Origin of the sequence: Candidatus Nitrosopumilus sediminis (assembly GCF_000299395.1) — an archaeon.
GTDB classification, from domain to species: domain Archaea; phylum Thermoproteota; class Nitrososphaeria; order Nitrososphaerales; family Nitrosopumilaceae; genus Nitrosopumilus; species Nitrosopumilus sediminis.
In genome coordinates, this window is sequence record NC_018656.1 from 1596906 (window position 1) to 1621453 (window position 24548).

At 31.9% G+C, this 24548-nt stretch carries 23 protein-coding genes, 1 tRNA gene and 1 pseudogene; 12 read left to right on the forward strand and 13 right to left on the reverse strand.

Going from position 1 to position 24548, the window contains the following annotated elements; genetic code table 11:
• Positions 1-56: 56 nt before the first annotated feature.
• A complete protein-coding gene (glnA, locus tag NSED_RS09515) occupies positions 57-1502 on the reverse strand; it encodes a type I glutamate--ammonia ligase (RefSeq protein ID WP_014966052.1) in 1446 nt (481 codons plus the stop codon).
• A gap of 73 nt (positions 1503-1575) precedes the next feature.
• The gene (locus NSED_RS09520; RefSeq protein WP_014966053.1) at positions 1576-2940 is read right to left on the reverse strand and encodes a KamA family radical SAM protein; all 1365 of its coding nucleotides are present in this window, start codon (positions 2938-2940) and stop codon (positions 1576-1578) included.
• 145 nt (positions 2941-3085) lie between these two features.
• Here NSED_RS09520 and NSED_RS09525 point away from each other — a divergent pair, with 145 nt between their 5' ends.
• The 5 genes from NSED_RS09525 to NSED_RS09545 are packed head-to-tail and all read left to right on the forward strand — an operon-like array spanning position 3086 to position 8319.
• Positions 3086-4828, forward strand: a complete 1743-nt coding sequence (locus NSED_RS09525; RefSeq protein WP_014966054.1) for a mechanosensitive ion channel family protein — start codon at positions 3086-3088, stop codon at positions 4826-4828.
• Positions 4829-4869: 41 nt separating this feature from the next.
• Complete coding sequence (locus NSED_RS09530; protein WP_016940131.1) at positions 4870-5745, forward strand: ribose-phosphate diphosphokinase; 876 nt, start codon at positions 4870-4872, stop codon at positions 5743-5745.
• Between the two features lie 2 nt (positions 5746-5747).
• Positions 5748-6695, forward strand: coding sequence for a TRM11 family SAM-dependent methyltransferase (locus NSED_RS09535; RefSeq protein ID WP_014966056.1), 948 nt, complete (start codon positions 5748-5750; stop codon positions 6693-6695).
• A complete protein-coding gene (rnz, locus tag NSED_RS09540) occupies positions 6692-7591 on the forward strand; it encodes a ribonuclease Z (protein ID WP_014966057.1) in 900 nt (299 codons plus the stop codon). The genes NSED_RS09535 and rnz overlap by 4 nt, the downstream gene beginning before the upstream one ends.
• 2 nt (positions 7592-7593) lie before the next feature.
• Positions 7594-8319, forward strand: coding sequence for an SIR2 family NAD-dependent protein deacylase (locus tag NSED_RS09545; RefSeq protein ID WP_026090058.1), 726 nt, complete (start codon positions 7594-7596; stop codon positions 8317-8319).
• Here NSED_RS09545 and NSED_RS09550 read toward each other — a convergent pair.
• The 3 genes from NSED_RS09550 to NSED_RS09560 form a co-directional block, all read right to left on the reverse strand.
• Positions 8314-9045 (reverse strand): hypothetical protein, encoded by a 732-nt coding sequence (locus NSED_RS09550; RefSeq protein WP_014966059.1) that lies wholly within the window; start codon positions 9043-9045, stop codon positions 8314-8316. The two genes, NSED_RS09545 and NSED_RS09550, sit on opposite strands and share 6 nt — an antisense overlap.
• Before the next feature lie 84 nt (positions 9046-9129).
• The gene (locus NSED_RS09555; protein WP_014966060.1) at positions 9130-9528 is read right to left on the reverse strand and encodes an RNA-binding domain-containing protein; all 399 of its coding nucleotides are present in this window, start codon (positions 9526-9528) and stop codon (positions 9130-9132) included.
• Positions 9525-10076, reverse strand: coding sequence for an AAA family ATPase (locus NSED_RS09560; RefSeq protein ID WP_014966061.1), 552 nt, complete (start codon positions 10074-10076; stop codon positions 9525-9527). Before NSED_RS09560 ends, NSED_RS09555 begins: the two co-directional genes overlap by 4 nt.
• A 69-nt stretch (positions 10077-10145) precedes the next feature.
• Here NSED_RS09560 and thpR point away from each other — a divergent pair, with 69 nt between their 5' ends.
• From thpR to NSED_RS09575, 3 genes are read left to right on the forward strand one after another with little or no spacing between them, the layout of a single operon-like run.
• Positions 10146-10688: an RNA 2',3'-cyclic phosphodiesterase gene (thpR, locus tag NSED_RS09565; protein ID WP_014966062.1), complete on the forward strand. Its 543-nt coding sequence runs from the start codon at positions 10146-10148 to the stop codon at positions 10686-10688.
• Complete coding sequence (cca, locus tag NSED_RS09570; protein WP_014966063.1) at positions 10685-12016, forward strand: CCA tRNA nucleotidyltransferase; 1332 nt, start codon at positions 10685-10687, stop codon at positions 12014-12016. The genes thpR and cca overlap by 4 nt, the downstream gene beginning before the upstream one ends.
• Positions 11991-12752, forward strand: a complete 762-nt coding sequence (locus tag NSED_RS09575; protein ID WP_014966064.1) for an RIO1 family regulatory kinase/ATPase domain-containing protein — start codon at positions 11991-11993, stop codon at positions 12750-12752. Before cca ends, NSED_RS09575 begins: the two co-directional genes overlap by 26 nt.
• On the opposite strand, the gene NSED_RS09580 is transcribed toward NSED_RS09575, so the two are convergent.
• Positions 12753-12826, reverse strand: a tRNA-Pro gene (locus NSED_RS09580).
• Between the two features lie 56 nt (positions 12827-12882).
• Here NSED_RS09580 and NSED_RS09585 point away from each other — a divergent pair.
• On the forward strand, positions 12883-13089 hold the full coding sequence (locus NSED_RS09585; protein WP_014966065.1) for a hypothetical protein: 207 nt from the start codon (positions 12883-12885) through the stop codon (positions 13087-13089).
• Position 13090: 1 nt separating this feature from the next.
• On the opposite strand, the gene NSED_RS09590 is transcribed toward NSED_RS09585, so the two are convergent.
• Entirely contained in the window at positions 13091-14239 is a 1149-nt protein-coding gene (locus tag NSED_RS09590; RefSeq protein ID WP_014966066.1) for an NAD(P)/FAD-dependent oxidoreductase, read from the reverse strand.
• A gap of 1 nt (position 14240) precedes the next feature.
• Complete coding sequence (locus NSED_RS09595; RefSeq protein WP_016940133.1) at positions 14241-14981, reverse strand: SDR family oxidoreductase; 741 nt, start codon at positions 14979-14981, stop codon at positions 14241-14243.
• A gap of 110 nt (positions 14982-15091) precedes the next feature.
• On the opposite strand from NSED_RS09595, the gene NSED_RS09600 reads away from it, so the two are divergent.
• A complete protein-coding gene (locus NSED_RS09600) occupies positions 15092-15313 on the forward strand; it encodes an AN1-type zinc finger domain-containing protein (RefSeq protein ID WP_014966068.1) in 222 nt (73 codons plus the stop codon).
• Between the two features lie 2 nt (positions 15314-15315).
• On the opposite strand, the gene NSED_RS09605 is transcribed toward NSED_RS09600, so the two are convergent.
• Both NSED_RS09605 and NSED_RS09610 read right to left on the reverse strand, forming a co-directional pair.
• The gene (locus NSED_RS09605) at positions 15316-15600 is read right to left on the reverse strand and encodes a hypothetical protein (RefSeq protein WP_014966069.1); all 285 of its coding nucleotides are present in this window, start codon (positions 15598-15600) and stop codon (positions 15316-15318) included.
• 31 nt (positions 15601-15631) lie between these two features.
• Positions 15632-16189: a DNA replication complex subunit Gins51 gene (locus NSED_RS09610; protein WP_014966070.1), complete on the reverse strand. Its 558-nt coding sequence runs from the start codon at positions 16187-16189 to the stop codon at positions 15632-15634.
• A gap of 53 nt (positions 16190-16242) precedes the next feature.
• Here NSED_RS09610 and glnA (NSED_RS09615) point away from each other — a divergent pair, with 53 nt between their 5' ends.
• Complete coding sequence (gene glnA / locus NSED_RS09615) at positions 16243-17703, forward strand: type I glutamate--ammonia ligase (protein WP_014966071.1); 1461 nt, start codon at positions 16243-16245, stop codon at positions 17701-17703.
• On the opposite strand, the gene NSED_RS09620 is transcribed toward glnA (NSED_RS09615), so the two are convergent.
• Both NSED_RS09620 and thsB read right to left on the reverse strand, forming a co-directional pair.
• Positions 17700-17978, reverse strand: a complete 279-nt coding sequence (locus NSED_RS09620) for a hypothetical protein (protein WP_014966072.1) — start codon at positions 17976-17978, stop codon at positions 17700-17702. The two genes, glnA (NSED_RS09615) and NSED_RS09620, sit on opposite strands and share 4 nt — an antisense overlap.
• A gap of 52 nt (positions 17979-18030) precedes the next feature.
• Positions 18031-19734 (reverse strand): thermosome subunit beta, encoded by a 1704-nt coding sequence (gene thsB / locus NSED_RS09625; protein WP_014966073.1) that lies wholly within the window; start codon positions 19732-19734, stop codon positions 18031-18033.
• Positions 19735-19837: 103 nt separating this feature from the next.
• On the opposite strand from thsB, the gene NSED_RS09630 reads away from it, so the two are divergent.
• Entirely contained in the window at positions 19838-21160 is a 1323-nt protein-coding gene (locus NSED_RS09630; RefSeq protein WP_014966074.1) for a serine hydroxymethyltransferase, read from the forward strand.
• Between the two features lie 5 nt (positions 21161-21165).
• Here the strand turns inward: NSED_RS09630 and NSED_RS09635 are convergent.
• Positions 21166-24539 (reverse strand): annotated as a pseudogene (locus tag NSED_RS09635) (DNA polymerase II large subunit).
• Positions 24540-24548: the final 9 nt, after the last annotated feature.

Genomic DNA, 24548 nt, shown 5'->3' on the forward strand with positions numbered 1-24548 from the left:
TCTACTAATTTTCACCAAAAATACTGATTTTCAAAATATTTTGATATTTGTATCAATTAAGCATCAGCATACATTGAAACTTCCCAAGCTGTAGGAGTTTGTGCAAATGCGGTATACTCTTTGTATTTTAATTCAGAATATGCATCAAGAAAGTCTTTTGTAAAAATTTCTTTTAAGAAATTTGAATCACTTGCTAAAGAATCAAGTGAATCTTTTAATGATACTGGTAAAGATCCAATCTTATATTCTCGTTTCTTTTCTGAAGAAAGTTTGTATACATTTTCTTCAACTGGATCACCAGGATCAGTTTTATTTTTGATTCCATCTAATCCTGCTAGTAATAATGCAGCTTCTAAAAGATAGATATTCGCAGTTGGATCAGGTACACGATATTCAATTCTTTTACTTTTTTCTTGATTTCTATTATACATTGGAACCCTAACAGCAGCTGAACGATTTGCTAATCCCCAGCAAACATTTACAGGTGCCTCAAATCCAGGAACAAGACGTTTGTAAGAATTTGTTGTAGGGTTTGTAATTGCACATAATGCTGATGCATGATTTAGAATTCCACCAACATAATATCTTCCAGTTTGACTCATTTGAGCTTGATCATCATCTTTGTCATACATTACGTTAGAATTTTCTTTCCATAAACTTTGATGAGTATGCATTGCAGATGCATTATCACCAAAAATTGGCTTTGGCATAAATGTTGCAACTTTATTTTTTCTTTTAGCTTTTACTTTTACTAAATTTTTGACTGCAATTACATTGTCTGCCATAGCAATCATTTCATCATAAACTAAATTGATTTCACATTGACCAGAAGTTGCTACTTCATGATGTTCTGCTTCAATTTTTATTCCAAAATAATTATACAAATCATCACATACGTCTTTTCTAAATCCTTCAAGAGTATCCTTAGGTTGCGCTGGATAATACCCTTCTTTGATATCTATTGCGGTACTTACATTTCCCTTTGCCCAAGGGGATTCTTTAGATTCAATAGAATATCCAGAGCCTCCACCAGAATGGGTTGCGCCATAAGGTGAGGGATAGACATTGATAGCATCAAAGACAAAAAATTCTATTTCAGGTCCCCAATTAGTATGAGTTAAACCAAATTCACTGAGTTTTTTTGATGCTTTATGTGCGATTCCTCTTGAATCTCGATTATATCTTGATTCTTTGTCTGTACTACCATCATAAAGATCACAAAAGATTCTTGCATTCTTTCTATTGCCAGGATCATAATCGTTTGGGAGAATTTTGAACGAAGTTGGATCAGGCATTAAAATCATATCAGAATTATTAACAGATTTGAATCCAACAATCGAACTTGCATCTAATTTTTCAAGGCCATTAACAAAACTATTTTTGTCAATTGCATAACTTGGCATTCCAACATTATGAAGTTCACCAAAAATATCTACAAACCAAAAATCTATGAAAGATATATTTTCGTTTTGTATAGATTTTAACACTTGATCTGAATTCAATTTGATATTTTTTATGAACTATTTTACAAATGTTAGTTAGTAAGATAGATTTGTCTAATTTGTCAGGTTAATTCTAAGATTCAGGATAATCTTCAACAGGATGTGTTGTTTTGAAATTTTTCATTTCTTCATCAAAGAAGAATTTGTCAGTTAATGCAGGCTTTAGATCATCTAACCAAATTGCATTTTCGTCATATTTTGCAAAAAATGGTACCTGAACCCAATCAGGATTTCTACCCTGTAAAAATCTTAAAACAATAACTTTTTGATCATTAAGATTTGCTGTTCCAATTACATGTACTTTTCCAGGAGTAGCAGACATGCTTGGTCCACGAACTGTTCTTGCTAACCCACTAACTGAAGAGTATGCTTTTTTGAAAATTTGATAAGCCTTGACTAGCGGAATTCCAAAATAATGCTGAGCGCCTGTATCTCTTACTACAAACATGTAATATGGTATACATCCTAGCTGAACTTGTTTAGTCCACATTTTTGCCCACATTTCTGCATCATCATTTATGTGTGCCAATAAAGGAGATTGAGTTCTAATTTGTGCACCTGTATTTCTAACAGCTTTAATTGCATTTTTTACAGCATCTGTTGATAATTCGTTAAGATGGTTAAAGTGTGCCATAAATGCAAGATGTAATCCGTTATCGATAATTTTTTTGAATACATCTAACATTTCTTGAGAATCAGAATCAGTTAGAAATTTGTAAGGCCAATATGCCAAAGCCTTTGTTCCAATTCTAATTGTTTTAAGGTTAGGTAATTTTGCATCAATTAATGCATCAACATATTTTGAGAAAATTTTTGCTTTCATTATCATTGGATCGCCACCAGTAAACAGTACATCAGAAATTTCTGGGTGCTCCCTGACATATTGAACTAATTGTTCTCCTTCCTGCATTGCAAATTTCATTTCATCCATTCCTACAAATTGTGGCCATCTAAAACAAAAACTACAATAAGCATGACATGTTTGGCTTTGGCTTGGGAAAAAGAGACAAGTTTCCTTGTATTTGTGTTGCATCCCATAAAGTTTTGTTCCATCCTTTAATGTTGGAACATTTAGTTCCATTTGGCCTGCAGGGTGAGGATTTAATTGTAAACGTATTTCGTTTGCAATATTTGTAATTTCTTTTTTATCCAAATTATTTTTTAATGCAGTTGCCATTTTTTCATAATGTTCTGGTTTTAGCATTCCTTTTTGAGGAAATGTTAACACAAAGATAGGATCATTTGGAATATTATTCCAATCAATTAATTGCTCGACAACATAGTTGTTTGCTTTAAAGGGTAAAACATTTCCTACAACCTCCATTTCAAATTGAGTTTCTTCAGAAAGTTTCTGAATTTGTGGAAGAGTACGGAAATTAGATAATGTATATGATTTTAGTGATGGCGAATCATCCCAAATCGTTTCTTGATAGGTCACTTAGTTATTAGTACAAATGCCATTGTTAAAGGTTACAGGTTTTTTATGCCTGAAAAATTTTATATTTTATAATACTTTTATTAAAAATTCTAAAAGAATGAAGTTAGGTCAACCTATGTATGATAGAAAGAAGGAGAATGATTAGATGGCTGAAGAAATAATTGATGCAGTATCTGGTCAAGTAGATCAGTTTCAAGGCATATCTCAGCTTTTAGCCTCATCTGAATCTCTTCAGGCAGCATTTATTGTGTTAATTGTAGGTATTATTGGAATTGTAGTAATTTATCGTACTTTTTCAAAATGGGTAAAAAAACAAAGAATGAATTATGAACGACCTCATCTTTCAAGATTTGTTAGGGTAGTAGTTTTACCATTTTTTGCAATTATATTAATTACCTCAGTAAATTTCTACATACAATCATTTGCTCTGTTTGAAAATGATGCTTTAGTTTCTTTAGAAGGAAAATTAACATCTAGTGAAACATTTGCAAAGATTCTCAATACAATTAACATTCTTGTTATTGGATATTCAATTGCTCATTTAATTCCAATAATACTTCGTAAAAAAGAAAAATCCAATTTAGAAAAAGAAGATTTTGAATCTTGGAAAGAATTACGTGGATTTCCTGATGACGATGGTGATCTTTTTCATAAATTCTACAAATGGATTCCCCCAAAGAACACACCCAGTGAATTAACAGACGAAGAATTTGGAGAAAAGTTAAAGACAGAAGAAGGAAGGAAATTCCTAGAAGAGTTTAGAACAACGAAGGGATTACCAATTGGAAGTTTTGAACAGTTAGTCAAAGATCCATTCGAAGAATGGAAAAAATCTGAAAGAAGGAAATATCAAAAATATTATGATGATTGTATTTCTGGAAATAATGAATCCGGTAAAAAACTAAAACCTGGACAAGATGTTGAAGAAATTTTTCCTATAGACACATGGAGAGAAGAGAAGAGATTTAATGGATTTGATCCAATAATTTCTGGATCAAAACCACCAGGCTATGCAAAAAGAAAAAGAAAAGATCTTCCAAAATCAATTTCTCAGATTTTACCACTTGGAATATTTGTTGCAGTAATACTTGGAGTAGTAAGTTGGTGGGGAATTGATTTGATAATACTTGCAACTGCCACAGGAGGATTGGCTATTGGTATAGGATTAGCATTGCAAGAAACCATGCAAAATTATTTTGCTTACATATTGATTAGAAAGGATAAGATTTTTGGAGAAGGCGAGCGTGTTCAATTAGATACAGGATATAATGGATATGTGCACAAAATCACTCCCAGGGTTACTTTCATTCGTGATGCATTAAATGAATCATATGCTGTAATTCCAACTAGACAACTTGTTAATTCTCAAATTATCAACTACTCAAAAGAAATCAAAATGGTACCTGCAATTGTTGAAGTGGGGGTTTCGTATCTAAATAATCCAAAACAGGTTGCTGCAATTCTAGTTAAGATTGGAAAACGTGCTATGAAAGAAGTAATGGATGATAGAGGAAGACATCTAATTAGACAGCAAAGATGTCCTTACTTGGATAATAATAAGCCCAGTTGTGGATGTGATAAGGATATTCATGTTGACATAAATCAACCTGTTGTTAGATTTAACAAATTTAATGATTCATCACTTGATTTTTCATTATGGGTTTATGTTAGAGATTATGGTGCACAATTTAAGACTAAAACAGACATTAGGGTAATTATGTATGAAGAATTCAAAAAATATGACATTAGAATTCCATGGCCAATTAGAACAGTGTATCAAGGAGATGAAAAGAGGGAAGATGAAGAAATTAGAAAGCTTGATGAACAAAGAAATGAGGTTGTCGATAAATTTGGTGTTGGCGACTTAGGACGCGGTGGAGAAGATTAATCTTCTCAAAACTTAAGAATCCCATTAAATGACATTTCTTGTTGAGTAAATTATCAGTAATTGCAGGAAAATCTTCTGAAGATGTAGCAAAAAGATTATCTAAGAAGATAAAGGCAAATCTAATAAAAACAGAGATCAGGGTCTTTGCGGATGGAGAGAGTAAGATCACTCTAAATGGAGAAATATCAAAGAAAAAATCAATCGTAGTACAATCAATATATCCTCCAGTTGATACAAATCTAATTCAAGCATTATCACTAATTTCAAAAGCTAAAGAGATATCATCTGAAGTAATTGCTGTGATACCATATATGGGATATGCAAGACAAGATAGAGAATTTTTACCAGGTGAAATTATTACAATGAAAGTTCTTGGTAAGTTGTTCAAAGGAGCTGGTGCATCAAAAATTATTGCTGTTGATATCCACAGTATGATTGGATTCAAACATTTTACGATAAAAACAAAGAATGTATCTGCAATTCCTGAACTTGTACAATATTTCAAGAAATTGAGCCTGAAAAATCCTCTTGTTGTATCACCAGATCAAGGAGGAAAGGAAAGAGCAAAGGAATTTGCAAAGGAATTAGGTTCTGAATATATTGCATTAGAGAAAAAGAGGGATAGGAAAACAGGAAAAGTTCAGATAAAAACAAAAAATCTTGATGAAGTTGCAAATAGAGATTTGATTTTAGTAGATGATATGATTAGTACTGGAGGAAGTATTGTAAAAGCCACTCAGTTTCTTAAGAAACAAAAATGTAAAAAAGTGTATGTTGCATGTACACATGCCTTGTTAATGAATAATGCAGAGAAAAGGATTAGAAAAGCAGGAGTAACAAAAATAATTAGTACAAATACTATTCCAGGCAAAACATCAATTGTAGATATTTCAGATACTATTGCAAAGGCAATTTAATAATGCCAGAAAGTTTTTTTGTTTTATCTAAAGATTATTTAGAACTTGCAACAGATGAGATTACCGCAATCGCAAAAATGTATGATAGATTTTCAAAAATTAAAGTGATATCTAATTTAGTTATTGTTCAGTCTAAAACAAATTGGAATGAAATAGCAAAACGAGCTACATTTGTAAAAGTTTCAGGGCAAGTATTAAGAAAAATGTCAGGATTGTTTTTAGATGAAGAAAATGTTGGAGTATTAAAAAATGCAAAAACATTCGTTTGTAGAGTAATAAATTTATCATCAAATCAATTTAACATTCCAGAATTAGAAAGTTCTATGGGAGATATGATATCAAAATTTTCTCATGCAAAAGTAAAATTAGAAAATCCAGATATTACGGTATATCTTATTTTTACAAATAATGAAAACTTTTTTGGGTTTTCAAAACGTGTTAAAAATCAAATCAGGCCAAAAAAGATTAAAAAATTTCCTCATGAATTGGATTGGAAACTAACAAGAGTAATGATAAATTTGATAGGATTAAAGAAAGGTGAAACTGTTTGTGATCCATTCTGTGGAACAGGTACTACACTTCTTGAAGCAGAATCAATGGGAATTCACGGAATTGGTTTAGATTTTGATCCAAAAATGTGTGAAATAGCCAAAGAAAATCTAAAAGTGAATGGATACCATTCTAAGATTATAAATTCTGAATATCAGGGATTATCAAAAATATCAGAAAAGTTTGATGGAATTGTAACTGATTTACCATATGGAACAGCCTCAAAAACATCGGAAAAGCCTCAAGAAATATTAAAGAAATTCTTTTCGAATCTACCTAAACGAAAAAAGGTAGCAATTATGTATAAAAAAGAATTAGATTTCAATTCAAAATTAACTGGCTTAAAAAAATATCACATCTATAGGCATAAAAGCTTGACAAGAACAATTCTGATAAAATGAAACTAGTATTCTTAGGAACATCAGCAGCACAGCCTACAGAAAATAGAGGATTGTCTTGTATTTGTTTAGAAAGAGAGGGAGAAATTTTGATGTTTGATGCTGGAGAAGCTGCTCAGATATCTTTTATGAAATCAAGTTTAGGTTGGAATAAAAAAATGAAGTTGTTTGTTACACATTTGCATGGAGATCATTGTGTAGGAATTTTAGGATTATTACAAACAATGTCAATGCAAAATAGAACTGAAACATTAGAAATTTTTGGGCCAAATGGTATTGAAGAATTCATTGGAGCTAACATCAAAATATTGAATTTTGGATTATCATTTCCTGTGATGATTACAACCATCAAGGAAGGGAAAATTTTTGAAGATGAAAAATTTTCCATCTATGTATGTAAAGCAAATCATTCTATAACTTCGTTTTCATATTTATTTAAAGAGAAGGATAAACCTGGAAAATTTAATTTAGAAAAAGCAAAAGAATTGGGAATTCCTGAAGGAAAATTATGGAGCGAATTACAAAATGGTCATGAAATTATAGTTAATGAAAGAAAAATTAGACCTGATCAAGTATTAGGAAAAAAACGTCCAGGTAAAAAAATTGGAATTTCAGGTGATACTATGCCTACAAAAGATTTAGAGAAATTTTTTGAGAATTGTGATTATCTTGTATTTGATTCAACATTTTTGGATGAAGAAAAATTAAGAGCCCAAGAAACATGTCATTCCACTGCTAAGCAAGCTGCCATATTGGGGAAAAACGCTAAAGTAAAAAATTTAATTCTGACACATTTTTCAGCAAGATATAAAGACGAAGAAGGGCATTTGAAGGAAGCACAAAAAATTCATAATTCAGTAATAACTGCTAAAGATCTTTTAGAAATTGAAATTAAATGAAAATGTTTTATCCACTTGAGGATCAAATTAAAAAATTTAAAAAAATTGTATTTGTGACAGGAGCTGGTATTTCACAAGAAAGTGGGATTCCTACATTTAGAGGAAAAGATGGATTTTGGAAAAACAATGACCCCATGAAATTAGCCACGATAGATGCATTTTATGATAATCCAAAACTAGTTTGGGAATGGTATAATGAAAGAAGGAAGAATATTTTTCAGGCACAACCTAATTTAGGACATAAAGCAATTGCAGAACTTGAAAAATATGTAGAGGTTGTGGTCCTGACTCAGAATATTGATGGATTACATCAAAAATCTGGCAGTACGAAAGTATTGGAACTTCATGGTAGTATAGTAAGAATCAAATGTTCTGTATGTGATTATCAAGAGGAAATTTTAACAAAAATCTCTGGTTTGCCTCCATTTTGTAAATGTGGAAATATACTCAGACCTGATGTTGTATGGTTTGGAGAACCATTACCACAAGATGTATGGCAAAATGCTATAAAATTTGCCAGTCAATGTGATTTGATGATAATTGTAGGTACATCACTTGTTGTATCTCCAGCAAATACACTTCCAATATATGCAAAACAAAATAATGCTACACTAATAGAAATTAACACAGAAAACACGGAAATGTCAGAAGAGATGGATATAATAATTAGAAAAAGTAGTGCAGAAGCATTACCAAAATTAGTTTCATTATTTAAAAATCAATTATAATTGAGAAAATATTCCGTTAATTTTAGTATTTGAAGAATCTCCAGGATTATAAACTGATGATGTAATAGTTCCATAATCTTCATGTTCAACAATCATGTCAACGTAATATGGAATTCCAGTTACATCATTTACATTTGTGTTAAACATTGATGTGTAAAATGTTCCAGAAAAAATTTCTTTATGTTCAGATCTAATAATTACATTTACACTTATTGTTTTATTAGTTGTGTCAATATATTGAAGAAGAATATTGCCATCAGATTGTTGTTTGGTTGATAATGAAAGGGTTCCAGGTATTATTGAAACAGGATTTAGGTTTGAATCATTGTTTGATTGTTCTTGATTAGTTGAAAATGAATTTGTTGAATTTAAATTACTTGTAAAAATATTTTGGATTGATTCAACAGGATTAAAATTGGAAACTTCATCTTTGATAATTTTTTGAGAATATTCTTTTACTTCAGAAAGTTCATTAGTTACTTTATTACCTACATTGCTAATTTCATCAGATATTGATTCGGTGGTCTTATCTACAATATTATCAATTGACTCATCAATTCTCTGTTCTACAGAATCTGAAGCTTTAGAACCGAAAATATTCACATCATTTTTTAGAGAATCGAAGATAGTTGCAGAGGTTGTAGGAAACAAATCATCAATTTCATTTGAAAATATCATGCCTCCCAAAATAACAAGGCCAGCAATTATGCCTAGTTTAATGAACATCAATATCTAGTTTACAAAAATAGATTTTAGATTCAAACTAAAAAAAATAGTCAAAAAGGAGTGAATTTTCTTAGCTAATTTTTATCAATTTGGAAAAGCTATCCAATCAATAATTTCATCAATATTTGATGAAGTTAAAGTAACTTTAATTGGTCCTAGTGGAGATTCTTCTGCTTCGTCACAAATAGCTACTTTTTCAACAAAAGCTGCTTGTTTGTTAAGAAAAAACCAAGTACTATCATCTTCTAGATTATTTTCTAAATTGCGTGTGTAACTTTTTTGAGATTGAGTTGAGAAAATTGTTTCATAAATTTTTTCCAAAGATCTTAATTCTTTTGATTGAGCTTTAATTGAAAAATTTTCATTTTTTATTTCTGAAAATGGAAAAATATTAGAAATTGCTTGTTTAACTTTTTCTGGATCTTCAGATAGATTTACTGGGCATATCATTTCAATTTTACAATGGATATTTGGAATTTTCATTTTATCCAACTTTGAATAATTTTAAATGTTTGTTCAATTAATTCTTCTTTTGTCAAACCTATATTTGAAATTGCATAATCAGACAATGCGATTGAATTACTTATACCAACACCTAATTCACGATTATCTCTTTCTTCAAAATGTTCTTTTGTTTGTGGATCATCGGATCTTCCTCTCTTTTGTAAAAAATCAAATCTAGTATCAGTTGACGCATGAATTGCTAATAATTTTACAGTGCCAAATTTTTTTAGCACTTCAATTTCATCATTTGATCTTACTCCATCTATTAAAATTACATTAGATGTAGAAGATTCAATTTGTGGTTTAACTAATTCTGCAATTGCACCAGGTCCATTTTTTTCTCTAAGCTCAAGCATTAATTTTCCAAGATTTTCTCGACCGGGTTCTAAATTTCGCTTTTTTGCCTCTTCTCTTACAGCATTACCCATATTGATAATTTCATATCCTTTAGTTTTGAGTCCATCAGCAATTGTAGACTTGCCAGCGCCTGGCATTCCTGTTAAGCACACAATTAGTTTATTCAACATATACCAAAAATAACGCTCGTCTATGAAGTTACCGGAAATAATTATAAACATTATTCAAAAAATGTTATGATGCGTGTTTTTGTTGCAATTGAAATTACAAATAATGAAGTGATTAATTCGATTGAAAAATTTCAAAACGAAGTAAAGATTGATGCAAAGCCTGTTGGGTCAAGAAATTTTCATTTTACTTTACAATTCATAGGGGAAGTTTCGGAAGAAATGAGTCAAAAAATAATTCAATCGCTTCAAAAAATAGAGTTTTCAGGTTTTGATATAATACTCAAAGGAGTAGGAGCTTTTCCTAAGCCTCAATCGCCTAGAGTTATTTGGATAGGTACAGATGAACATGGCGGAAGTATGCTTGTCCAATTGTCCAAAAAAGTGAAAAAGGCATTAGAACCATTAGGGTTTTTTCCTGATAAACCATTCAAACCTCATATCACAGTATTTAGAATTAAAAAGAAGATTGGAGATATAACAAAAGAATTGGAAAATAGAAAAACAGTGAATTTTGGAATACAAAAGGTGCTCAATATTAAATTGAAGAAAAGTGAACTTACTTCAAACGGGCCAATTTATTCAGCTTTAGTGGAGGTACCTGCTAAAAAATGAAGCAAATAATTTCCAAAGTTTCCAAATCTGTAATTCCGCCAAAAACAATAAGGAGATCAAAAGAGCAAATAGCAGAAACAGCTTTTAATCTAGTAAAAAAAGAAATTACAAAATATTCTGAAGTAATAGGATTAGAGTTTGGAGGATCATTTGCTAAAGATACATGGTTATCTAAAGAAGCAGATATTGATATTTTCATTAAATTCAAGAAAAATGTATCTGAAGAGAAATTTGAAAAAATTTCACAGGAAATTGGATTTAATTCATTAAAAAAATATTCTCCGTATGTAAGATATTCTCAACATCCTTATGTTGAGGCAAAAATTAAGAACACAAAAATAAACATAGTACCATTTTATGATGTAAAAATTGGAGAATGGAAAAGTGCTGCTGATAGATCTTCATTTCATACAAAATTTATGAAAAAATCATTGACATCAAAAATGAAAAATGAGGTAAGAGTTCTAAAGACATTTCTAAAGTCAAATGGAATTTATGGTGCAGAAATTGCAAAACAGGGATTTAGTGGATATATTTCAGAAGTTTTGATTTTAGAATTTGGAAGTTTTGAAAATCTCGTTAAATCAATTTCAAAGATTAAAGAAAATCAAATTATTGGAAAAACATCAAAATCATTTGATACATCAATTGTGGTAATTGATCCAATTGACAGTAACAGGAACTTAGCTGCTGCCATTTCAGATGAAAATATTGGAAAGTTTATTCTCATTTCCAGAGCACTAAAAGAAAAACCAAGTCTAGAATTTTTTAAGAATAAAAAATCAAAAATATCAAATAAATTTTGGAATAATTTACTAGTAGTCAAATTTGATTTTAGAGCTAGAAGCCCAGACATTATCTGGGGACAGATTAAAAGAGCAACGTCAACATTGTCTACACAGTTAGAATTAGAAGGATTTACAGTATTTAGAAGCAAATCTTACACGGATCAACAAAAAGAAGCCTATCTCTTTTTCTTTTTAGAGTCTACAAAAATAAGTGGGATATATCAAAAGACAGGACCAGAATTTTTTAGGGATGATAGTACCCATAGTTTTATTTCTAAAAATCTTAGAAATGCAGACCTAGTGTGGGTTGGAAATGAAAGAAAAATAATTGCATTAGAAAAAAGAAAACATGTTGATGCAGTAAGTTTTATGAAAGAATTTTTGAAAAAAAATCTTCAGATAGGCATACCAAAAGGTCTTCAAAATGATTTTAGACGAGGTTTCAAGGTGTTTGTAGGAAATAAAACTTTAAGCAAATCAATTAAAGAGGAAGCATCTGAGTTGATTTCAGTAGATGGCACACTCCTTTATTTCAATTAAAAAATTTACAGAGGAACCATACTCAAACATTTTAGGATATCCAAATGCAACTAATCGTCAAATTAAATCAAGAATTAATGAATTAGCAAGATTAAAAATAAAATCAATTTCTTTAACAGGTCCTACTACACTTGGTAATCTAGCAATTTTAGGAAAAGGGTATGTTGGTGTTGTGGTACTTGCAAAAAAAGGTAACAAAGAGATTGCTCTAAAAATAAGAAGAACTGATTCACAAAGAAAAGATATGAAAAATGAGGCGATATTGTTAAGATTAGTAAATTCAGTTAAAGTCGGCCCAAAAGTTATTGATGTAAGTAAAAATTTCTTAGTTATGGAATATCTTGAAGGAGAAAAATTTAGCAGATGGATAGAAATGTTGAAAGGAACTGGTAGTGCAAAAAAATTAAAATCTATAATAAAAAGTGTTTTAGAAGATTGTTATAGATTAGATCAAATAGGATTAGACCATGGTGAATTAAGTAATATTTCAAAGCACGTAATTGTAGGTAAAACAAAAGTTTCTCTGATTGATTTTGAAAGTTCTAGCACAAAGAGAAGACCATCAAATGTCACATCAATTACTCAAGCCTTTTTTATTGGATCAGGAATTTCTAAAAAGGCTCAAAAAATTTACAAAAACTCATCTAAAGAGAAAATCATTGATGCTTTAAAATCATACAAACAAGAAAAGACATTAGAAAACTTTGAAAAACTACTCAAAGTTTTAAAATTATAATGGGATCAGCAGGATTTGAACCTGCGACCACTAGTCCCCCAGACTAGTATCATACCAAGCTAGACTACGATCCCTCGCTACAGAGGCACTAAATGAAATTATTAAATCGTCGTATTGATAAACAAAAGTAATGAAACTGTGCAATATTTGTCATAAAATTTCTGCTACTAATGAAGATCATCTTGATTGTATTCAAAGAAGAAATATAGAATTGGGGGATGAAGATTTTAAGAATAGAATTCCTGAAAAACTCAATCTTTCAAATACAGAAAATTTGAGTTTAGAAGTTAAAGCAATTCTAGAGCATCTTTCAAAAAATAAAGATTCAGAAGAATAATTCATAACCATTTTGAGAGTCTTTCTTTTTCAAATTCAACTTTTTTAGATAGATTATCTGGTGTAGATTCTGTAAGATTTGTAGTTGGTTTTTCATTAGTAAACATATCAACTTCAATTATAGATGCAGTATCCCTGCCTGATTCAATAAAACATCCACCTTTTCCATCAAATAATGCAGAATCATTTTTGGATTGAATTTTTGAGATAATATTTTTTGCAACTGTAATTCCTTCTCCTTCTGCAAAAATTCCAGCTTTTGGAACGGTCATATTTTCTCCAACAGTTAAACTAGTTACATCACCTACTGCAAAAATATTTTCAAATGGTGTTTTACAGTCTCTATTTATTGGAATAAATCCGGAATTTTTAGCTAATCCAGAATCATAAATTACTTTTGGAGCAATGTGTGGGGGTACAGCTAAAAGTAAATCAAAATCAGCTTCACTGTTTTCAAAAATTAGTTTTTTAGATTCAACAGATTTTATTTTAGATGAATTATGAAAAACAATTTTTTCAGAATTTATTAGTTCAAGAATTTGTTTACTAACTTCAGATCCAGCTGCAGGTAATGTAATTGGAGCAGGACTGTAAAAATCAATTTGAATAGAATTACGTACACCACGTTTTCTTAGCATAGAATCTATAAGTAAACTAGCCTCAAATGGCGCTGGGGGACATTTGTAAGGCATCCCCATAATAGATATTGCAATTTTTCCAGATTTCATCGTTGCAAGTTTATCATGAATTTCAGAAAGCTGTTTATGATCATAAAGATTGAATCCATTTTCTACTAATCCAGGTATTTTTTGAGGATCTAATACTGCCCCCATTGAAATTATTAGAAAATCAAAAGAGATTTCATGGGATTTAGTTTTTATATTTTTGTTCTCAAGATTTATTGATAAAATTTCATCTTTAATGAAATTAATTTCCTTTTTTCCTAATTCATTTAATGAACCAATAGAATTTTCAAAAGTACGTGTCCCATTAATGATCCACAATTTTGCAAATCCTACCATGAACCAGTCTTTTTTATCTACAACAGTAATTTTTACTTGAGAAGATGATAGTGTGTTTCTTAATTCATTTGCAGCTGAAAGTCCACCAAAGCCTCCTCCTAAAATTACAACATGTGGAATGTTTGTCAATTTAGCGTTCTTGTGTTGTAGGCCGAATTAGAATTTCATTTACGTTTACATGTGATGGTGAATTAACTGCATACAAAATTGCATTTGCAATGTCTTCTGCCTGTAAAGATTCCATCTTTTTTGCATTTTCTATGAATCCTTGTAAGGATTCATCAGTGATGGTATCATTAAGTTCTGTTGCAACAACTCCTGGTTCAATACTAGTGACTCTAATGTTTGAACGAACACTAAATTCCTGTCTTAATCCCTCACTAAATGCGGCAACTGCATGTTTCGTTGCACAATAAACACTACCAGCAGGAAAAACAATTCTTCCAGCTACAGATGAAAGATTAACTATATGACCAGATTTTTTTTCTTTCATATGAGAAATTACGGCGCCTGTGGAATACAATACGCCTTTGATATTCACATCAATCATTTTATCCCATTCATCAACCTTGAGGCTTTTGAAGAAACTCAACGGCATCAATCCTGCATTATTCACAAGAATATCAATAGAACCCCATTTATCCAAAACGGCTTTGGCAAAATTTTCACATTCAGATCTTTGTGTTACATCTAATTTTTGATAAAATACCTCACCGCCATCAGAAGAGATTTTTTTTGCAAGATCTTCTAAACGGTCAACTCTTCTAGCACCAATTGCAACTTTTGCTCCTGCTTTTGATAGGGCTATGGCAGTGGCAAATCCTATACCACTACTAGCTCCAGTAATTATTGCAATTTTATCTTTAATCATTTGATATCTCAAAAAATGTAAATTTGAACATCGTAAAAATGTTTATCCATTAAGAAATTTTAAGAATAAAAACTGGCACCTTTATTAAAAGAAAAATTATAATTGAAAATATGCAATCAGAAAAATGTGCATATTGTGGAGATTTAACAGATTTGCCATTTCAATGCAATTATTGTAAAGATCCTTTTTGTGCAGAACATAGACTTCCTGAGGAACATAGATGTGTAAAACTTAGTCAAATTAGAGCAAAAAGATTTGGTGAAAAAAAAGTTATTCGAGATGGTGGACGTAACAAGCCAAACATCTTAAAACGAATTTTTGGAAGATTTTAAAATTAGTATGGACTTTTGTCAGGAGAAATTTTTGCACGTCTTCCTTGATAAATTAAGGCAATAGCAAGTGCAAACATTACCATAGCAGTTAACGGAAAATTTTGAGGTGCAGGTAGAATAAACCAATAGTAAACTCCAAAACCTATAGAGACAATTGCTTGTGTCCATAATTTTATCCATTTTGGAGCTTTTATCACTCTGCTAATAGCTTCTACCACAAAAATTCCAATTACAGGATAAATTGTGTAAAAAAGAAAATCAATCACATCAACACCTGTATGAGACATGTATTACGATGATAAAGGGTATAATTTCTATCTAATCTTCTAAATGAACCTTAGTTGCAATATTTTTGGCAATTAAAGCCTGAGCATTTTCATAAGGAATTGTAGCTATATCTTCAGTTTTAAAAGGTCCATATTTTTCAAGATCAGCACCAACTATTTCATCAACTTCGTTAAGAAATCTAATTACAATTTTTTTAGTTTTGTGACTTTGAGCTAATGATTCTAAAAATTTTGATTTTCCATTTATTGTAGCTGAAAGAATCATTTCTGTTCTTTCTTTCTGTTCTTCTTGAGAATCTAGAATGAATTTTTCTTCATCTAATAGATTACTTATTTCTAAATCAGAAGAATTTGAAATTTTATCTAATCTAATTTCTATTAATAATGATGTCAGCTCTGTAACCATTTCTACCATAGTATCTTTAATTTTATTTTCTACACCATCAAATTCTTGTTTTTGTAAATTTCCAATAAAATCAGCAAGATTTCTGTAAAAGTTTGGATCAATTTCTAAAAGTGAATCACTTTCTGTTTCACGTAAAACTGTGTGATGTAATGAGACCATATCAATTTGATTTTCTTCTGACATTTCTTACCTAATCCTTAAATGGCTGATGTATTTGTGTTTGATTGAAGAATAAATTGCCATATAAAGTCAGTCATGGAAAAGCAATCCAAGTAACATATTCACCTGATGAAGTTTTTTCAAGAATTCAACATGAAGGAATTCAATTTATCGATCTACAATTTACTGGCCTGACAGGTCATTTCCACCATACTACAATTTCAGCAAATACATTTACTCCCGAACAGATGCGAGATGGATTACCAAAGTTAGATGGTTCATCAATTATTGGATTTGCTAGTATTGATGATTCAGATTTACTTTTAAAACCAGACCCAAACACATTTGCAATAATTCCTTGGTTAACTGAAAATAAAACTGCTAGACTTCTATGTGATGTTTATTGGGGTGAAGACAGAGGACGATTATCAAGAGATCCTAGAGGAATTTCTCAGAAAGCTGAACAATATATCAAAACTCAAGGATTTGATTTTAGTACATGGGGTCCAGAAGTAGAATTCTTTGTATTTGATAAAGTACATTGGGATGTTTTAACACCTTACAAGGGCCAATCATATTCAATCGAATCAAAAGAAGCTCCATGGAGTCAATCAGGGGATGGATATCCAATGGGACTACAAGAAGGCTATTATCCAAGCACTCCAGCAGATACTCTTACACCTTACAGAAATGAATGTGTAAATATTTTAAACAAAAATTTTGGTATCTTATGTGATAATCATCATCATGAAGTTGCAACTGCAGGACAATGTGAAATAGATATCAAATATGATCATATGACAAATGCTGCAGATGCTGCACAATCTTACAAGTATGTAATTAGAAATGTTGCACAAAAATATGGAAAGGTTGCAACTATGATGCCAAAACCAATTGCGATGGATTCTGGATCTGGTATGCATGTGAATGTTAGTTTATGGAAAGGAACTGAAAATGCATTTTATGATCCAGATGACGAAATTGAATTAAGTCAAGTTGGAAGATATTTCTGTGGTGGTATAATTAATCATGCAAAAGCACTATCAGCAATTGGTAATCCAACAACAAACTCATATCATAGGTTAGTACCTGGATATGAAGCTCCTGCATATATTGCTTGGAGTTCTGGTAATCGTTCTGCAATAGTCAGAGTTCCAAAACATCTCAAAGGCAAAAATTATGCTAATCTTAAAAGACTTGAATTTAGAGCACCAGATCCTTCATCAAATCCATATCTTGTATTTGCAGCTGTAACAGCAGCAGGAATGGATGGAATTAAGAAAAAGATGGATCCGGGAGATCAAGTTCGTGATGATATTTTCAAAATGACAAAATCAGATAGAAACAAGAGAGGAATTGGAGTTCTTCCAAAAAGTCTTGGTGAAGCATTGGACGAGTTAGAAAGTGATAGAAAATTCCTTAATACAATTTACACAAATGATGTAATTGACAAAATCATAGAATTAGAAAGAAGAGATCAACGTGAGATTGCAATCAGACCACATCCACATGAATTTTATCTTTACTTTGATGTTTAGGTTCTTCCAGTTAATTGAAAAATATAATATAATGAAATAGACATTAAAGCAAATCCACCTCCAAGAAATATTGCTCTTTTACTTTCAGATGTTGCAGCTTTGTATAGTAAAACTCCCCCTGCGAGTCCTACAAATAGTATCAATACACCAATAATCACTCCATCAAAACTCGTGTTAGTAATTAAGGGATGAAAAAATCCTGCAAGTAATGCAAAAAATGCAATTAGGTAAATGTATTTGAAGCCAGTAAGTGCTTTAGATGTTACTTGATTCACTGTTGTTCGTAATTTTGATTAGCAATTAAAGTTTTGAAAATTTCAAAATAATTTACATCATTCCGCCCATGTCAGGCATTCCACCCATTCCAGGCATTCCACCCATTCCAGGCATTCCACCCATTCCAGGCATTCCACCTTCACCACCAGGTGGTCCACCAGCAGATTTCTGAGTAGCAATAACATCATCTATTCTAAGAATCATACATGCAGCCTCAGCAGCAGCAGAAACAATTTGAAGTTTAACTGCAAGTGGTTCAATAATATCACTTGATTTCATATTACCGATCTTTGCTTTCATGACATCAATTCCAGTCCATTTTTCTCCTTTCTGTTGTTTTGAACGAAGAAGTGTAAGCGTATCAATTGGATCCATTCCAGCATTATCAGCAAGTGCCATTGGGATTTCTTCTAATGCATCAGCGAATTTTTCTGCTGCAAGTTGTTCTCTACCTTCCAAAGATTTTGCCCAGCCTCGAATTTTTGTTGCTGCATATGTTTCGGGGGCACCGCCACCTGCGACAATTTCAGGTTTTAAAATTACATCCTTTACGACCATTAAAGCATCATGTACAGAGCGTTCAACTTCATCAACTACTCTTTGTGAACCTGCACGAAGAAGTAATGTTACAGATTTTGGATGTTTACATCCTTCTACAAATACCCATTTATCTTCTTCAATTTTTTTCTCTTCAACAACATCAGCAGAACCAAGATCTTTTTCAAAAAGATCATCAAGATTAGTTACTATTCTAGCACCAGTTGCTTTTGCAAGTTTTGTAAGATCACTTTCTTTGATTCTTCTAACAGCAATAATTCCAGCTTTTGCTAGATAATGTTGTGCCATGTCATCTAATCCTTTTTGACACAAAACAACATTTGCACCAGACCCAATGACTTTGTCAACCATTGTTTTTAGCATTCTATTTTCTTCATCTAGAAATGATTTCAGTTGTTGAGGATTTGAAATGTTAATTTTTGCATCAGTTTCAGTCTTACTAATTTCTAATGCAGTGTTAATTAATGCAATTTTTGCATCAGTAATTTTTCTAGGCATGCCACCATGAACAATTTCTTTATCAAGAACGATACCCTGTATAATCATTGAGTCTTTGATAGAGCCTCCGGCTTTCTTTTCTACTTTAATATCATCAATATCAACATCAAAAGTTTCGCCAGTTTTTTCTGAAACAGCAAGTACAGATTTTACAATAATATCTGCAAGAAGATCAGAGTCTTTTCTAACAAGTTTAGTTTGCATTGAGGTTTTGGCAATTTTATTTAGAATAGTTTTATCGTTTGCTGTAATTGTATCTGCAATTTCTTCTAGGTATTCTTTTGCTTTTCTTGCAGCTTTTCTATATCCATCAACAATAATTGTTGGATGTACATCTTGATCAATTAATGATTCAGCTTGTGAAAGTAGTGCTCCTGCTAAGATAACAGCAGATGTTGTGCCATCTCCAACCTCATTATCGGTAGTTTTTGAGATTTCAACTAGCATTTTTGCTGCTGGATGTTGAACATCAATTTCTTTTAGGATGGTTGCACCATCATTAGTAATTGTAACGTCACCTAAAGAGTCAACTAGCATTTTATCCATGCCTCTTGGGCCAAGGCTGGTATGAACAATTTCTGCGATAATTTTAGCTGCAGCAATGTTATTTTTTTGGGCTTCTCGTCCTTTAGTTTCAGAACCGCCTTCTTTTAGCAAAACAACAGGCATATTTCCCTTTGAAGTTGCTTGCATTCCCATAGATGCCAAAACTCCAGATTCCCCTTTTATACCTTCCAGATCAGGATCGGCAATTTTAAAATGATATCGGTGTTTTTAAATTGGGAAAATCAAGACGCAAAATATGGCAAAATCTCAAAATAGAGAATCTTATGATAAAATATTTACAAAATTAAAGGAACATCACAAGTGGTTTGAAAATTCAATTCCGTTAATTGCAAGTGAGAATATTCCTAGTCCTGCAGTCAGAGAAGCAATAATTTCTGATTTTGGAAACAGGTATGCTGAAGGATGGCCTGGAGAAAGAGTCTATGCTGGTTGTGTCTACATTGATGATGTAGAGTTTGAATGTATGAAATTAGCCAAGAAATTATACAAAGCAAAATTTGCTGATGTCAGACCAATCTCAGGAGTTGTTGCAAATTTGGCAGTATATTCTGCATTTACAAATCCAGGAGATATTATGTTGGCACCTTCAATTCCAGCAGGTGGACATATTTCACATGGAAAAAAGGAACATTTTGGAACTGCTGGTTTAGTTCACGGATTAGAAATTGAATTCTATCCATTTGATGCAGAGGAAATGACAATTGATGTAGATAAAACAAAACAAAAAGTGAAAGATCTCAAAAAAGAAAATCGCTTACCAAAAATGGCAATGTTTGGTGGTTCGTTGTTTTTATTTCCTCATCCTGTCAAAGAATTGTCAGATTTTCTAAAAAGTTATGGTATGCATATCAATTATGATGCAGCACATGTTGCGGGGTTAATAGCAGGAGGAAAATTCCAAGATCCTCTTCGAGAAGGAGCAGACACCATGACTATGAGCACTCACAAGACTTTGTTTGGGCCTCAAGGAGGACTTGTATTGGGTTCAAAAGAGCATGAAGAGGTTATTAAAAAAGCAACTTTTCCCGGACTTACAAGTAGTCATCATATTCATCATATGGCAGGAAAAGCAGTTGCATTTGCTGAAGCTTTAGAGTTCGGTAAAGATTATGCTACTGCAGTAATCAAAAATGCCAAAATATTTGCAGAGGCATTGAGTGATATGGGATTCAAAGTGTTAGGAGAGAGTAAGGGATTTACAGAATCACATCAAATTGCAGTCAATGTTTTAGATTATTCTGATGGTGGAAAAGTGGAATCTGATTTAGAAAAAGCAAACATCATAGTAAACAGACAATTGATTCCAGGAGATATCAAAGCTGGAAGAAATTATTTTCATCCAGGTGGAATTAGGTTAGGCGTTTCTGAGATCACAAGACTAGGAATGAAAAAGAATGAGATGCAAGAGATTGCATCATACATTAAACAAGTTGTAATTGATAAAAAAGATCCAAAGAAAATACTTTCAAAAGTTAAAGCATTCAGAAAAGATTATCAGAAAGTTAAATTCTGTTTTGATAATAAATTAGGTGCTTACGAATACGTCAAATTAAGATAAATTTCCTAATAATCTGTAAGTAAAGATTGATCTCCTTTACTTTTACCAAACACTAATTCAATCTCATCAGAGAGAGCGTGGATTCTGCCCTTTTGATATTCACTTACATCATATTTTTCAACTAATCTTTTTGCAAGTTTTAGATATTTTTCTACTGATCCCCTTGTAATGGTGGCAATTAGTTTATGCCCACAAACACAAGTTTGGATTAGAGGCATTCTACGAAATGATTTTCCACATGCAGTACACCTAAAGCTTTGTCTAGCATATGCCCTTAGATTGCCCATTAGATCAGGAACAAGATGTGTTGAAATTACATTTGAGACAATTTCTGATGTGTTTACAGCGTTGATTAATTCAGCATTTCTAACTTGCATATCAAACTTGTCAAGCATTGAACCAAGTGTGGAATATGCACTTCTTGATTTTGAGGTGGTTAATGACGAAGTTTCATGTGTAAAGTGATAGTCATAGAATTGTCTTTTGGTTTCAAGCCGGGATTTGATAATTTCGATTGAGGTAACATCAGAAGCTTTTATCTGTTTAAATGTAGATTCAAAAAATTCCAAAGGGAGTATTTTCATAACTTCAAGATTATGTGCTTGTGGTTGAGATTCATGTGGTAAAACATGTGGTTGAACAAGTAATGGTGCATCCATCAATCCACCAATTCTATCAGACAGAAATTGTCTTGAAAAATTAAGAAGGCTATCCATTAATAGCATTATAGAATCAGCATCCCCATCAGCATCTCTTCTTTTTGCAGAATGCCAATTAGGAGTTGCAAAACAGACATGAGTTTCAGTATATCCTATGATTCTTCCTACTATTCCTACAGATGTGTGAGGAGCTAAACCAATTATCAAGTGTCCAAGAAGATCTTCTAAATTTTTCACATTGTAAAATGCAGTTTTGCCATAAAAATTTTGTAATAAAACATCAATGTATTTGCAAGTTGAGACTAGATATTTTCCACTTTCATATGGTATAATTACATCCTGCATTCGAAGCTCTATTGTTTGATCTTCAGATTCGATTGGATGTCCTTCAATATCGTGAGTATATCCAAATTCCTTTAATTTTTCAATAGATGTACCAATCCAAGATGGTTTGAATTGTGTTAATGGAGAATTTGTTGCATCAAACCTAACGGTTCCGTCTTTGAACGTAGTCAGTCCAAAGTTTTGACGTACAAGTCCCTTTTCAAGAGGTTCTGCAATTTTATCTTGATTGATTAGTTCTTTTACTCCTTTGAATGGTTCTTTAGCACGAAGTCCCATTTTTTCCTGAGCTAAAAGTAACCTAGTTTTCAATGGGAATTCCTTATGGGAGTGAGCAGGAGCTTTACGCTTACATTTTTCACAAAATGGCTCATTAAGAGTGTCTCTACAATTAGTACATCTGAAAGTGATTGAAGTTTTTGTGCCACAGATAGAACATTTTATGCCAATAGAAGGTTGATTACATTTTGTACAATGTCGATTGTAAATATTGGCAAAAAAGTGATCAGTTCTAGAAGCTTTGAGAAGATCCCTAGTAGGTCCTCCTTTCTCACCAACAGGGAACAACACATGTGTTGCAGGCTTCATTTGCCTTGCTGCTGCTTTTTCTGGTCGTCCTATTCTAACTCCAATACTTGTTGAGAATTTATTATTGATCTTAATGCCAGATGATTCAGTTAGAATTTTTGGGACAGATAAATCACTGATAGTAGGTTTTTTTCTAAATAAAAGATTAAAGAAAATTTTTGCTTCTTGATGTTCAAGAATTATTAAATCATTTTCAACTTTATGTGGTGTGCCCAAAGCTTCTAGAATTTTTTTTACTTGGTTTGAATATTCGATTGATGTTTTATTGACTTTTTTGGGTTCTAAAAGTTTGACAAGTTCTTCAGATGATATTTTGTCCCAGAAATACAAGTAATGTGGATGAAGTGGAATTTTAAAATCAAGTGAAATTTTTAATGCTTCATCAATTGTGGGAATTTTGTTCAAAAATTGATTTAGATATTGATCATCGGGTTCGTATTTTTCAATTTTTTGTTTTAGTTCCTCTATCCAAAATTCTTCTACATATGCTGAAGGTACCAATTGTGCATTGTTTTCTAGAAAATCACCAAATGAAATTAGAATATCACCTAGATGTAGAATTTTTTCAATTTCATTTTTGATTTCTAATCCATGTTTTACATCTCGAATTTTCACAACGTTACCGTTGTTTAGACGAACAGTTGGAGTATCAATTGAATCAACAAATGCAACGGTTGCTCCTTTTCCTGGAATATCTATTTTGATTTGAGTTCCTACTGCTACAGTATGATCAAGAATCTCAGCGATTATCGGGTGAATTCCTACTGCAGCAAAGCCGGTATTGCATGCTCTTCCATATCTTAGCCTAAATCCACCTAATTTGTTAGGCATAGACAATACAGATCTGCCTGTAATCACTTCGCGCATTCTTTTTGCTGCTGCATCTTCTTGATTATCGCCTGTTTGAACTGCTCCTTTAAGATCATTTAGCCATTCCCAACCATCTAGATTATACAGTTCGATTCTTTTGAGGAGTTTTTTTGATCTTCCAATCAAACCATCATTAAGAACACGTAAGGCTCCTCCTCTTACTCGATCTGTTTGAATTCGAGTCATGGATTTATGATTTACAACCTCATATGGATCAGTGTCTACGCCAGCTAGTTCAACTGGTAGATTAGAAATAACATGTTCAATATCTTCATCTAAAATATGAAATTGGAAGCTACTAGCTTCTCTTTCATAGATTCTTAATTCCTCAACAAATCTACCAGTTTCATCATCAAAAGAATTTGCTTGAAATTTTGATAGGCCAGCAATTTTTCTGACATGATCTGCAATGAGTAGAGTTACTGCAGATTCAGTTCCACCTGCTGAACGCATTGGTCCGGCAATAGAAACGGAAAGATACTCCGATCCATCTTTATTTTTTTTATTTTTACTTCACTAATTCCTTGTAATGGTGCAATGGTAACTCCTTCAGTAATTATCGCCAATCCTACACGGACTGCGAGATCTAGTTTGTCTTCTAAAGTGGCATCGGGAAGACAGTATTTTCCTAAAGCTATCTCTTTTGCCAAAATTAAGGCGGAAAGTTCTTTCCCGTTAATTTTTAGGATTTCTCTTAATGGTTCAGCGATATCGATTTCGTGCATTTTTGCAACTCTATCAGCCAGGTCAAATGCAATTTTAGGCTCAATATTGCCTGAGGAATCTGCCAAACTAGATTTTGCTGATGCGGCATGCTCAAATATCGAATATACTTCATCTGAGAGATTAGAATAGTAGTCAAGATAGTAATCAGGCATCTCAATATTAGCAATTCGAGATGTTGAATTATTTTCAGACATAATACAGTT

Coding starts and splice junctions, on each gene's coding strand:
- NSED_RS09545 (WP_026090058.1), top strand. CDS start 7,594: ATGTTTTATCCACTTGAGGATCAAATTAAAAAATTTAAAAAAATTGTA.
- NSED_RS09610 (WP_014966070.1), bottom strand. CDS start 16,189: ATGTCAGAAGAAAATCAAATTGATATGGTCTCATTACATCACACAGTT.
- NSED_RS09600 (WP_014966068.1), top strand. CDS start 15,092: ATGCAATCAGAAAAATGTGCATATTGTGGAGATTTAACAGATTTGCCA.
- NSED_RS09630 (WP_014966074.1), top strand. CDS start 19,838: ATGGCAAAATCTCAAAATAGAGAATCTTATGATAAAATATTTACAAAA.
- thsB (WP_014966073.1), bottom strand. CDS start 19,734: ATGGGAATGCAAGCAACTTCAAAGGGAAATATGCCTGTTGTTTTGCTA.
- NSED_RS09595 (WP_016940133.1), bottom strand. CDS start 14,981: ATGATTAAAGATAAAATTGCAATAATTACTGGAGCTAGTAGTGGTATA.
- NSED_RS09555 (WP_014966060.1), bottom strand. CDS start 9,528: ATGAAAATTCCAAATATCCATTGTAAAATTGAAATGATATGCCCAGTA.
- rnz (WP_014966057.1), top strand. CDS start 6,692: ATGAAACTAGTATTCTTAGGAACATCAGCAGCACAGCCTACAGAAAAT.
- NSED_RS09605 (WP_014966069.1), bottom strand. CDS start 15,600: ATGTCTCATACAGGTGTTGATGTGATTGATTTTCTTTTTTACACAATT.
- cca (WP_014966063.1), top strand. CDS start 10,685: ATGAAGCAAATAATTTCCAAAGTTTCCAAATCTGTAATTCCGCCAAAA.
- NSED_RS09575 (WP_014966064.1), top strand. CDS start 11,991: ATGGCACACTCCTTTATTTCAATTAAAAAATTTACAGAGGAACCATAC.
- NSED_RS09560 (WP_014966061.1), bottom strand. CDS start 10,076: ATGTTGAATAAACTAATTGTGTGCTTAACAGGAATGCCAGGCGCTGGC.
- thpR (WP_014966062.1), top strand. CDS start 10,146: ATGCGTGTTTTTGTTGCAATTGAAATTACAAATAATGAAGTGATTAAT.
- NSED_RS09585 (WP_014966065.1), top strand. CDS start 12,883: ATGAAACTGTGCAATATTTGTCATAAAATTTCTGCTACTAATGAAGAT.
- NSED_RS09535 (WP_014966056.1), top strand. CDS start 5,748: ATGCCAGAAAGTTTTTTTGTTTTATCTAAAGATTATTTAGAACTTGCA.
- NSED_RS09525 (WP_014966054.1), top strand. CDS start 3,086: ATGGCTGAAGAAATAATTGATGCAGTATCTGGTCAAGTAGATCAGTTT.
- NSED_RS09550 (WP_014966059.1), bottom strand. CDS start 9,045: ATGTTCATTAAACTAGGCATAATTGCTGGCCTTGTTATTTTGGGAGGC.